The organism is Bifidobacterium myosotis, from assembly GCF_002259745.1.
GTDB lineage: Bacteria > Actinomycetota > Actinomycetes > Actinomycetales > Bifidobacteriaceae > Bifidobacterium > Bifidobacterium myosotis.
In genome coordinates, this window is record NZ_MWWW01000017.1 from 25,468 (window position 1) to 38,284 (window position 12,817).

Annotated in this window: 3 protein-coding genes; 1 reads left to right on the plus strand and 2 read right to left on the minus strand. The window is 62.3% G+C overall.

Annotated features, from left to right (window positions below; genetic code table 11):
- Positions 1–59 precede the first annotated feature (59 nt).
- Positions 60–1,073, plus strand: a complete 1,014-nt coding sequence (gene rlmB / locus BMYO_RS08235; protein WP_094668014.1) for a 23S rRNA (guanosine(2251)-2'-O)-methyltransferase RlmB — start codon at positions 60–62, stop codon at positions 1,071–1,073.
- Between the two features lie 126 nt (positions 1,074–1,199).
- Here the strand turns inward: rlmB and BMYO_RS08240 are convergent, their stop codons facing one another.
- Complete coding sequence (locus tag BMYO_RS08240) at positions 1,200–5,726, minus strand: InlB B-repeat-containing protein (RefSeq protein WP_094668015.1); 4,527 nt, start codon at positions 5,724–5,726, stop codon at positions 1,200–1,202.
- A complete protein-coding gene (locus tag BMYO_RS08245) occupies positions 5,723–12,769 on the minus strand; it encodes a Cna B-type domain-containing protein (protein ID WP_094668016.1) in 7,047 nt (2,348 codons plus the stop codon). The genes BMYO_RS08240 and BMYO_RS08245 overlap by 4 nt, the downstream gene beginning before the upstream one ends.
- Positions 12,770–12,817: the final 48 nt, after the last annotated feature.

The window sequence follows — 12,817 nt, forward strand, 5'->3', positions numbered from 1 at the left end:
CCCTACTCGCACTTGACGTTCCGGCACGCTTGGGGCGGGGTGCTGGGACAATGAACCGTATGGCTATCAAAAAAGGACCGACCAAAGGGTCGGGTGGCAAGCATCGTAACGCGCTTCGCGGCAAGGGTCCGACCCCGAAGGCCGAGGACCGCGTGTATCACAAGGCGTACGCGGCCAAGAAGGCGGCCGAGCGCCGCAGGATGGCGGACCCGCGTCTCGCGGCCCGCAGGCGCGTGGACAAGTTCGCCTCGTCGGACACCTCGGATCTGGTGTTCGGCCGCAACTCCGTGCTCGAGGCGCTGCGCGTGGGCGTGCCGAGCTCGACGCTGTACATCCTCTCGCGCATCGAGCATGACGACCGTACGCGCGAGATCGTGAAGCTGGCCGGCACCAGCGGCCTGCACATGCTGGAGGCCGACCGTCTGGAGATGGACCGCATCGCCCGCTCCGGCAACCATCAGGGCGTGATTCTCAAGGTCAATCCGTTCGAGTACTCCTCGCTGGCTTCGCTGGCCGACCGCGCGGAGAAGAAGGCGAAGGCGATGGAGGCCGCGAATTCGGCCACCGCGCGCATCAACGCGCGTCCGCTATTCATCGCGCTCGACGGCGTGACCGACCCGCAGAACCTCGGTGCGGTGATCCGCTCGGCCGCCGCATTCGGCGCGAACGGCGTGATCCTGCCGGAGCGTCGTTCCGCTTCGGTGACCGCCGCGGCATGGAAGGTGTCCGCCGGCGCGGCCGCGCACATGCCGGTGGCCCGTGTGGTGAACCTCAACAAGGCCATCGAAGGTCTTAAGGAACGCGGCTACTACGTGGTGGGTCTTGACGGCGGCGGCGATAAGCTCGTCGGCGAAACCGGTTTCGAGACCGATCCGCTCGTGGTGGTGCTGGGCTCCGAAGGCAGCGGCCTGAGCCGTCTGGTGCGCGAGGCCTGCGACGCCATCGCCGGCATTCCGATCAGCTCGTCCGTGGAGTCGCTGAACGCCTCCGTGGCTGCGGGCATCAGCCTCTACGCCGTATCCAACGCCCGCCGCAAGGCCGGCGAGGCCGCCAAGGCCGCCGCGGCGAAGTAGAAGCAACCGCGATTCAAGCCGCGTAGTCGAGTGGGTCCCTTCACAGCGTTCTGTGAAGGGACCCACTCGGTATCGGGATGTCAGTTGTATTGGACCGAAGGCCGTTTGCACCGGCCCGCGGAACTGCTACTGGTCCCGGCTCTTGGCCCAGAGGGCGTAAAGGGTGCCGTTGCGGTCGATGGGGATGAGGCTCCTGCCGTTCTCGTCGAATCCGAAGGCGCTGCCTCCACTGAATGACGTGCCGCCAACGAAGGCGAGGGCGTCATTGCGCACAGTGGTCCAGCCTTGGAAGGTGTAGCCCGACCGAACCGGGTTGACCTTTGGTTTGGTGAGGTATTCGCCATCCGCGACCTGCTTCGGGTCCAATGCCTTGCCGGCATTGTCCGGCAGCGTGCCGCCATTGAGATCGAACGTGATCGTCCACTTCCGACCGGCCTTCACCCACTTGGCATACAGCGTGGTATCAGTCGTCACCGGCGTGGGGGTGCCGGCTCCTCCGGCAATGTCGTGCTCGCCGGTTGCACCACGTTCACCGGTTGCGCCGTCGCCGAGGGCATCTGCGCTCCCGCTCTTCGCCGACTCGGCGAATACGAACGGTTCGGTGAGATCGGCATCGACGTACCAGCCGTCGAATTCGTAGCCGTCACGGGTCGGTGCGGGCGTGGGCGCAGCGGCATAACCTCCGTCGTCCACCGTCTGCGCGGGTACAGCACCGGGTTCGGAACCGCTCGGCGCGCCCGCGTAGTTGAGGTCGAACGAGACCGTCCATGTCTTGACCCACTGGGCGTACAGCGTCACGTCATCGGTAATCGGCGTGGAGGCGAAATCAAATAGTCCGGCGGACCCGTCCGCACTGGTGCTCCAGCCGCGCAGACGATAACCGTCGCGCGTGATTGCCGGCGCCGTAAGCGTGGTGCCGTGCTCCACATACGAGGTCGTATCGCCGTCGGCATTGCCTGAGCCATCGTTGCGGTGGAACGTCACCACATGCATGGTGGTGCCCTCCACCGACCACTTGGCATACAGCGTGAGATCGCCGGTCACGGCCGTGCCGAACATGTACGGCGTATTGCCGGGCTCGCCGGTCACGGAATCAACATCCGTCACCCATCCAACGAACGTGTATCCGACGCGGGTCGGCGAGATCGGTTTGTTCACGGCGCCGCCATATTCGACCGTCTGCGGGGCGACCGGCGAGCCTTCGGCGCCGGTGTCGAACGTCACGGTGAATCGTTTGACGCGCCACACCGCATGCAGCGTGAACGATTCGGTCACCGGAACGCTGCCCGGACCATCGCCAAGCACATAATCCGCTACCTCGCTGCCTTCCGTTCGGCTCCAGCCGAGGAAATCGTAGCCTTCCCGCTGCGGCACCTGACTATCGGCTATCGGCTGCACATAGCCGCCGGTCTCCACGGTCTGCGCGTCGACCTTCCAGTCGATGCCCGTATCGAATGCGATGAGGTTCGCCTTCTCGTACTTGGCCCACAGCTTGAGTCGGCCGGTCACCGGAGTGCCTCCCTCGCCGAGCACGAAGTCATCCGCACCGGCTTCATCAGTGGTCCAGCCCTTGAAGATATACCCGTCGCGCTTCGGATTCTCGTTGTCGGTAAGTTCGCGCACGGTGCCGCCGACCATGACCGCCTGCGGGCTGACGTACCAGTCCGTACGCGTCTCGAACGTCACGCCGACCACGGACGGACGATAGGTGTAAATGGTCGGGTCTCCGCTCACCAGCCAGATCTCGGCGACGCCCTCATCCGTCTGACCGGCTTCAACCTGAATCGCGGATTCCGGAATCAAACGGTCGTTGCCGTCCGGGTCCTTGCCACTCCATGAGTCGCCTCCCCGACGCAGGATGAACTCCGGGCTGCGGTTGCCCTTGGTCTCCTGATTGAGCGTATAGCGAGCGATCATGCCGTAATCGTCATGCTCGGTGAACTGTACCGGCGAACCGGTCTGCTCGTTGGACCAGGTCCACAGATCCCAACCCTTCCAGGAGTCGGTATCGTGGTCGTATTCCTGATAATTGCCGTCCGCACGCATGTAGTGGACGATGACGTTGAGCCGTTTCGGGTTCTTCACATCGTTTGGCTGCGGCACGGATGACGGATGACGCGATTCGGAGGAGGAATCGTATGCGGCACCGTTCGCGCCGTCGCCGCCGTCCACCCACGATTCGATGGAACCGCGCACCTTGGCCGTCACACTGCCGGAAGTCCGGTCGATCACGGCGGCGGAGTACGTGGCGTTCGTGCCGTCCACGGCCGGGGCTGCGGCGTCGGCCGAACCGACGATGCGGTAATTGACCGCGGTGAAATCACCGGGCAGGCTTGTGGTCATGCGCTTGCCGTCACTATCCATGACGGAGTCGAACGGATGGTACGTCGCCTGAAGCACGGCGCCGGACGCATCGGCGCCCCACACCACGACGCCGGTGGCAGCGTTCTGTGCATCGCTCACGGCCTTGAAGTGCACGGTGAATCGTGTCTGCACGGAGGCCTCGCACGCGAACGGCACTCCAATCGTCTCGTCGTGGTTCTGAACTGCGGTGATGGCCGTGCCGACCGCATTCTCGTACGGCTTGCCGCCGCCGTCGGTCGAGTAGCCGTCGCGGTAATCCCAGAGCGCGGCCTCGCCACCCGCCGCATCATTGGTGAAACGATACCGCAGGCGATGCGCGGTGACCTTGTCCAGCGTGATCACGTACCAGCCGTCGGCGGCCGCGCAGGACGCACCGATGCCGCCCGAACCGGAACCCGCACCGGATTGGGAGACATCGGCGGCCTTGGTCATCCTCACCGGCGTACCGTTGAGCAGATTGTCGCCGGAGGCGTACTGGATGTACACGTCGTCGCCCCAGTCGGCGCTTGGCTTGTAGTAGATGGTGGCCGAATCATCGCCAATACGGTCGGTGTCCACCTCATCGTCGTATCCCGAATCGGCACCCTCGTACCCCTCTCCCCAAGTCTGCGGGGTCATGCCCTGATAGATCGCCACAGCCGAACGTTTGCCCAGCGTCACGCTGAACTTGCCGTCCTTGACGGTCACGGGCGTGCAGGTCTTGCCGGAGGATGAGTACACGTCGCAGTACGTACCGTCGGGCAGGCTGGTCGCGTAGGTGTTCTTGTGTTCCTGCAACGTGTTGTTGATGGCGACGAATCCCACGTCCTTACCAGCCGAATTCTGGCGGGCGAAACCGATATTGTTGGTGCTGACGTCCTGCCAGTTGCCCACGGTGGTACCGGCCACCGCATTGCGGAAGCCGATCATGCCTCGCACGGACGTCCATCGCTGCTCGCACAGCCACTGTCCTTGCACACGGGTGCCGCTGGTCTTGCACACGGCATCGAAATCCACATCCGCCACGCTGGTGTCGGTGGTGCCGTTCGGACCGGCGTCACTGTTGTCGGCCGTGTAATAGTAGTCGGACATGATCTTCGGCGAGCCGTAATCGTAGGCGAGCATGAACGCGGTCGCGAGCTCGTATTTAGAACCGGAATCGACCGTTAGCGTCTCGGAACCGCGCGCGGTGTCCCAGTTCGAGACGAACACCGTGGCCTTGTCGCTTGGCAGCAGGCCATCGTCGATACTCTTCAGATTGCTGATGTCGCCATTGAAATACTGGCGAAGCTGATAGGCGTACGAGAATTCGGTGACGTCGCCATTGGCGGTGTACCGTTTCGGGGCGAGCAGGTCGGATTCGCCTTGGTGGTAGATGACCTCCTGCTGGAAGGGGATGTCCGCGGCGGCGACGCCGATCTTGGCGGCCAGCTTGGCCTTGATGGCCTTCAGATCACTCGCGTTGATGTGCTTGGCCGAGTCGATGCGGAATCCTCGCACGCCAAGATTCCACAATCTGGCGAGGTAGTCGGCCTGGATGGTCTGCACACGGCTGGAACCGGTGTTGATGTCCCACATGGTGGAAAGCCGGCATTCCTGCACCTCGTCGGCATTGGTGTAGTCGGCGATGTTGGTCCGGCAGGAGTGGAAATCGCCGGACGCAAGGCCGTACTGGTGGTTGTTGCCGCTTTCCTCGTATTGGTAGATGCCGATGCCCGGATAGCGGCCGTAGGTGCCGTTGTAGGCGGTGCCGGCCACGCCGAACTGGTCGTCCACCCATGAGACGTCATGGCCGGAAGTGTGGTTGAGGACCACGTCGGCGATAATCTGCACGCCGGCCGCCTTGCAGGTTTCGATCATGGATTTGAGCTCGGATTCCGTACCAAACCGCGAGTTGAGCGAGTAGCTGATGGGCTGGTAGACGGTCCACCATTGGGTGCCCTGCACTGACTCCTCGGGCGGGGAGATCTGCACATAGCCCACGCCTTCCGGCCCGTAGGTGGTGGTGCATTCCTTGGCGATGGTGTTCCACGATTGCTGGAACGCCACGACCGTAACGTCGCGGCTGGAAGCGTCGGCGGATGCCGCGGTGGGTTTGGAGGCCGCGGCGTTCGACTCGTCGGCAACCGCTGCGCTGGTCACCACCGCGCCGCCGAGCATCACGGACGCCCCCAGCACTATTGCGCACAGTTTCGAGACGCCTCTCCGGAAGGATCGCGCCATAGTCGCCTTGCCGCGCTTGGACAGGTGAGCCGGCTTCCCGGCGGACCGCAAAGCGCTCGGACCGCGCAGCGTAGTATTCCGAGTCATCGGAGATCTCCCTTCTTGGCGCGCTTGCCATTGGCACGCGCGGCGGTGATGCGGTTGGCGAAGAACGCACCGGACAGCGCGACGAGCGTCAGGCCGAGCAGCGTGAGGCGTGCGGTGCCCTCACCGCCGGTTTCCGGCAGAATCGGCAGGCTGGTGTTGGTAATCGTGTATCCCTTGGTCTGGTCGCCGGTGATGATCGGCGGGTAGTAGCCATCGAGGGTTCCCGGCGAGTACGTACCGTCGCCGTTCGGGACCACTTCGCGCACCTCGTAGGTCTTGTGTGTGCTCAGTTCGGTGAACGTATACGACCAGCTGTTGCCCTCGTTCAGTTCGACAGGCTTGCCGACTGCGGTCAGGTTTTGCAAGGTCGCCGGTTGCGACTGGTCGATGACCGTGGTGTCGCGGAGGTCCGCGAGCGCCGTGTCCGAGGTGTCCGGGGTCGTCTTCTCGTAGAGCTGGACCCAAATCGACGTCGGACGGGTGTTGTTCCCGTTATCGTTGTCCTCCCAGTTCTTGCGCACGTTCAGGTCGGTCTTGTCCGGCACGTTGCGGTTGGACAGCGTGAACCGATAGTCGTCCACGCCGGTGCTCTTGGCGGAACCGGCAGCATCGGAGGTGCTGCCGCTCTCGCCGGATTCGCCACTCTGCTGGTCATACTTCGTGTCGTCGGCGAAGGTGGCCGTGTAGTCATCCACCGCCTCCTCGGTCACGGAGTAGCGCAGCAGCTTGCCGTTGCGATACTTGGGCAGGTTCGTGAACGTGTAGGTCCATGTGTCGCCGGTTGCGGCAGTCTGTGCGTCGATGTCCGACTCCGATTCGGAGGTGCTGGGCTCGTCGGCGCCGGTCTTACCCGTATGGCTATCGGACTCGGTGGTTCCCGATTCGGCAGAGCCGGATTCGGGGCGGGGCGAGCTGGTGTCGCCGATGTCGGAACCGGAATCGCCCGCACTGGGCTCCTGTACCTTGTCTTTGGAGGTGAGCACCATGCAGCTGACGCCCCAAATCTCCTTATTTGATTCCTTGCACTTGTCGCCCTGCGGCTCGGGCCAACCGTTGGAGTTGTCCCACAGGCTGGTGAGCAGCCAGACGGTCACTGCATCCGGCCGCTGGCCGTTGAAGTCCTGCGCGTCGTCCCACACCTTGTTCACGGTGACGGCCACGGTCTCCGGCGCATGCGTATTGGTGATCGCATACTTATCGTTCTGGCCGTTTTCGCCCTTGGTGTACGTGAACGTCACGTTGCAGGCATCGGCGTCCGAAGACGTGCATTTGAGCTCGTCGTCAAACCCGTTGTACCCCGCCACAGGCGTTTCGGTCACGGAATACGTATACGGCTTGCCATACGGGTTCTTCTCGGGCAGATTCTCCAGCGTCCACTTCCACTCGCCCTGTTCGTTCGGCTTGAGTGTGGTGACGATCATCGTTTCGGAATACTGTTCGTAATCCTCCGAACCGTTGCTACCGTCGCTCTTCGGGCGCTCCGAAGTGCCGGTCACGGTCACCTGAATAGCCTCCGGGCGCAGACCATCCTGGTTGTCGTGATCATCCCAGTTCTTGACCAAATCGAGGTTCACCGCGTCGGGCTGGTGGATGTTGTACAGCGTGAACTCGTAGCCGTTCGCGGTCGGTTTCCTGACGATGGAGGCGTGGTATTCATCCTTGTTGTCGCCGGTGAGCACCTCGCTCACGGTGTATGTGATGTCGTTGCCTTCCTCGTCCTTCTTGTTCAGTCCGGTCCAGTCGTGCGACCAGTTGTTGTCCGCGTTGAGCTCGACGTGATAGCTCACGTCGTCCGTGTCTTCCATCTCCTTGCCGTTCGCGTACAGCACGGCGGTCACGGTCACGCCGTCACGCAACTTGTCGCTGTCGTCATTGTCCTCCCAGCGTTTGGTCACGGATACGGCCGTGTACGACTTGGCCGCGTCCTCCACGCGCACCAGATTGCCGCCGGCCGCCACGTCGCCGATCGTCACCCTGCCGTCGCGCACGGTGAACGTAATCGGCTTGGCGGCCACGTCATAGCCGACCGGCGCGGCGGTTTCGGTGAGCGTGTACGTGCCGTTGGGCAGCTGGAACGTTCTCGGGCCCTCTGCGGACGAGGTCCAGCGCAACGTCTTGCCGTTGTCGCCCACGGTCACACCGTCGAGTCCGGTGAAGACATCATCGTCGAACGGCGTTTCGTCGCCCTCGAATGTGGTCCCGGTGAGCTCGAACGTCGCGCCTGCGAGCTCGGCCACACCGGCCACAGCCGTCTTGGAGACGGTCACGTTGGTGGTGTTGAGTTCGTCGGTCATGACCACCGTGTTGTTCTTGGCCGTGCCGCCGCCGACCGTCACCGTGCCGTCGAGGTTCACGGTGAACGTGATGTCGCTCGCCGGCCGGTATCCCGATGGCGCTTCGCTTTCGTGCAGCGTGTACGTGCCGGGGGCGAGTGTGACGACTCGAGCGGTACCGGTGGACGTCCATTCAATCGGGTTGATGACCTCGCCCGCCAGCGTGGTGCCGGTGATGAGGAGCTTGGCACCGGCGATCTCGCCCACACCGCCGGTGAGGCTCACCTTGGAGACGGTGACATTGGTCGGCTTATACATGTCGGTCATGACGATTACGTTGCCATCTGCGGCGTTGCCGCCGATCTTCACGACGAGCGACTGGTCGGCCTGACGTTCCACGGTGAAATCAATCGGGTCGGCGACGAGGTAGCCGTTCGGCGCGCTGGTTTCGGAGAGGGTGTACGAGCCTGGCTTGAGTTCCGCTTCGTAGGACGTGCCGGCCTTGCTGGTCCACGACTTGGAGACCTTCTTGCCGTTCTCGTCCGTACCGGTGATTTCCATCTTGGCTCCGGCGATTTCCGTGCCGCCGAGGTCACGCTTGGACACGCGGATCTTCGCGTCGGTCGGGTAATGCGTATTGGTGATGGTGATGCCGCCTGCGCTGGTGGCGCTGCCGGCGACAGTCACGGTGTAGCCCTTCGGCGCACCGGTTTCCTGCACGGTGTACGTGATCAGACCGCCGTTCTCGTACTTCGGCAGATCGGCGAACGTGCCTTGCCAGTTGTTCTCGGCGTTCAGCGTGAGCGTTTTGCCATCCACGGCCTTGCCGTTGGCGACCAGCTGCACGGTGATGCTCTCCGGGCGTAGCTTGTCGGCGTCGCTCGCGTCATTCCAGACTTTGGTGACGGGCACGCTGACGGTTTCCGGCGTGTATGTGTTGGTGAACGTGGTGGTTGGCACGACGTCGCTTCCGGTGGACTCGCGCGAAGTGGTCGTATACCCGTCCTGATTCGCATTCTTTTCGGTGACCTTATATGTCACCGCTGTGCCGCCTTCACGCACCGGCAGATCGGTCCATTCGACCACGGCCTGAGATTCAGGCGTGCTTTCGTTCAGCACCTTGTCCTGTCCGGCGACGACGGTCCACTTCTTGCCGCCGTCCAGCGATTTGTTGAGCTGGAATGTGACCGGCTTGCGTTTGCCGTCGCGATTGTTATCGTCATCCCAGACCTTGCGAGCGCGGATCGACGTGACGTTCGACCGGTCAATCATCGTAACCTGGCCGACGTTGCCGGTATCGCGCACGTCGACGCCGTTGACCAGCACCGCACCCTTGTTGGTGACGACGATAGTGATCGGGTCGGCGGTTTGGTACCCCTCCGGCGTCGTGGTTTCGGTGAGCGTATACGTGCCGGGTGTGAGGTTCTCGACCTTGTGTTTAGCACCGGTGTCACCGGCGTCGTCCGTCGTCCACTCCCGTTTGAAGGTCGCGTCGCCATCCTTGGTGAGGGTCAGCGTAGCGCCGGGGACATGGCTACCGCGTTCGTCCGTTTTGGCGAATTCGATGGAGGCCGTGATTGCACTCGCATTGCTTACCGACCACAGGTAGGTCTGCAACGTGGTGGAATTATCGCCTTCGCCTACGGCAGCCACGGTCAGCGGGGAGCCATCCACGGTCTTGCCTTGGTAGAACGCGGCATTATGTCCCTGCGGCTCACCGCCCGGGAACACGATATACAGCGGGATGGCGGCGGCGGTATAGCCTTCCGGCGCCTTGGTCTCGGTGACCCGGTAGATCGCATCCGCGCGCAAACCAACCACCGGCGTGTAACCGCTGGTGCCGGACTGCAGACTTTCGCTCACGGTCTCCGGGGTACCGCTCGACGTCCACTCATCGCCGTTTGTTGACATGTCCACGTTCAGCCGCTCAACCTTGAATCGTGCGCCATTCAACGGTTTGGTGGTATCCCCGTCGGCGTACTTGTAGATCTGCAGTGAGTGCAGACTGGAGCTGATGCCACCCTGCGCCTCAATCACCTTGCCGGTTTGCGTGGTGGTCGAAGTGCCGCCGTTCTCGCCGTAGCCGGACAGCACAATCGTGTTGGTGCCGAGGGAGCCGAAGTCCTCCCCTGGCTTGAGCTGCACGGACGCCTTGTACGTGATCGTCATCGCGCGCGCGTCGGGCACGGTGAACGTAATCGTTTTCTTCGCCGGATCGTACGCGTATGTCGCGCCCTCCACTTCAGCCTTCGTACGCGAGTCGGCGATAGTCACGCTGTCCATGCGCAAGTCGAGCGCCGCGCCAAGCGTATCGGTCAACGTCAGCGACTTGCCGTCGTTCAGTGTACTGCCGCCGGGGTTCACGGTCACGGTGTAATTGATGTACGGTGCGGTGTTCTTGTCGTACGTGCCTTGTTTCGATACGAGATTGTTCGGCTTGACCCAGATATCGGCATTGTCCGGCAACTGGGCTTCTCCATCGATGTGGATGACGGCCTTGTTGGTGTACTGTTTGACGCCGCCGTTGAGCGCGTCGGCGATGTTCGAGAACGTGGTGTCGTACTCGATGAACAGCGAGCCGCTCTGCGCTTTGGCGAATGCTGGGCTGCCTTTGGCGATGACGAAGGTGAGCGTGTGGTCGCCGTTGTCGGTCACGGTCACGCCGCTGTAGGTGTTGTCCTTTGAGTCCTTGGCCACCATGGAGCCGGGAATGTACTTGTGGTCGCCGAAGGTTTGCCAGTTGACGGTCTCCCCATGCGACAGCGTGTCGGTGATGGTCACGGATTGCGCGTTCTCGGGAATATCGTGTACCTTGAGCCGCCAACGCATGGTGTTGCGGCTTAGCGGCGTCCCGTTGCCGTCGTCCTGATACGACTGGTTGGCGGACTTGTCGAGATTGTCCACCACCGGCTTGTGGGTGGCGGTGTCTTCCTTGTTCACGAATCGGACCGTATTGGCGAACGTACTGCCGGCGGGCGCGGAGTCAAGCACCGTGGAAGTGTACGAGATGTACAGTTTGGTGTCTTTGCTGATGGCGTCGTTAAACGTGATCGTGAACGATTTGCGATCCGCGGCAACTGTTTTGGTAATACTGCCGGCGTATTCCTTGGTGAGCTTGCTATCCGTGTAGATCCTGATTGTGTCCGCGTCCGGGTCAAGCACCTGCCAATCGGGCCGCGTGTACCCATCCGGATGGGTTTTGCCGTCGTCGTCGACCGTGTCGGTCAGCACTTTGCCGGCGGGCAGATCGTCCTTGGCCCTGAACGTGGTCAGCCATTTGAGCGTCTTGGTCTCGTTTGCGTCGCCGACATACTTTTTGTCGAGGTCCACGGCGTCCTTGCCGATCGTCACCGTGCCGCTGCCGGGTAGCTGCCCGCTGCCATCGCCGGGCGTCACCGTCACATTGTTCTTGTATGTGATCTTGTCGCCGCTGCCGCTCTCGGGCAGTTTTTCGACTTCGGTGGAATACTTGATCTCGTACCTGCGGTATGGCTTGCCGTTGTCGTCCGGCAGCTTGGCCGTACCGTTCACCAGATCAGCCCAGTCCAGCGTGGTCTCATGCGTTTGCCAGTTCCTGTCGGTGTACGTGACCTTTACCGCGCCGGTCGGAGCCTTGAGGTTATCGCCAAGCGAGTCTCGAATCGTCGTTGCGTCCGGCATCACGTCGGAATCCGGATCGGCGTCGATGGTGATCGTCCAGTTGACCACGGTGACGTCAACGCTCTGGCCGTTCTCGTCCTTCTTGGCGGTGCCGGCCTGACCGCGTTTACTCACATACCAACTGCTGTTGAGCCAGATGCTCTGTTCGGTGGTCTTGCGGTTGGTGGAGTCGTCGCTGTAGTACTTGACCTTGTTCTTGACGAGCTCGGTCTTGCCGTTCTTGACGGCATCGGCCACGGCTTTACGGTCGATCTTCACGCTGTATCGTGCATACAGCACCTGTCCGTCGGCCATGTGGTCGATGTTGGCAGTGAATCCTTTGAGGTCGGCGTTATCCGTGCTTTGCCAGCCGCCGGTGTACTCCTGCGTGCAGTTGGCGTCCGTATACAGTTTGAGGGTGCCCGGCTGCAGGGTGAGGAGGTCGCCCATCGTGTCCTCGAGTTTGACATTCCGGTTGGTGCCGGTCGAATGCACCTCGACAACGAAGTCAAACACGCTGGGATCGTCGGTGGAGATGGCACCGTTCTTCTGAGCCCACAGACTGTGCTTTTCGTTGACATCGACTTCCAGATCGCCTATGCCGGGGAATTCGAAGTTGGTCTTGCCGCCGTTCTCGCCGCCGGTCGATTTCTCGTTGATGGTGCCGTCGACGGTGACATATGCCTTGACGTTGGTGCCGGTGTCCGCACGGTCGAAAGTCGCGGTGATGCGGTTGCCGTTGACGGTGAACGTGCCGCGCTCGGTGCCGTCTTCACCGTAGATGGTGTAGGTCTTGCCGGATTCGAAGGTGATGCCTTGGGGCAGGTCATAGGTGAAGGTGTCTCCGGCTTGGATTGCGGTGTTGTTCGGCACGGTCCAGTGAAGCTGAACCTTGACCTTATCGCCGTAGTTCACCTTCATGCCGGTGGTGTACGGCTTGCCGTTGATGGTGATGGACGTGGCATCCTTATCCACCGGAGCTTGGGCGCTGCCGATTTCGTATTGGCTGGAGGCCTGGGCCTGAGGCACGCCCGCGACCATGGTGGCCAGCATCATGGCGACCACAACGAACAGTGATGCGAACGTTCGCAATACAGGGGCGACGGAATGACGTCTGCTTCGACCGGGCATGCTCTCTCTCCTATCGCGGCACCTGCGCCATTGACTGGCGCCGCTCGA

Bases quoted from the DNA above. Each gene is read 5' to 3' on its own strand.
- BMYO_RS08240 (WP_094668015.1), bottom strand. From the start codon at position 5,726: ATGACTCGGAATACTACGCTGCGCGGTCCGAGCGCTTTGCGGTCCGCC.
- rlmB (WP_094668014.1), top strand. From the start codon at position 60: ATGGCTATCAAAAAAGGACCGACCAAAGGGTCGGGTGGCAAGCATCGT.
- BMYO_RS08245 (WP_094668016.1), bottom strand. From the start codon at position 12,769: ATGCCCGGTCGAAGCAGACGTCATTCCGTCGCCCCTGTATTGCGAACG.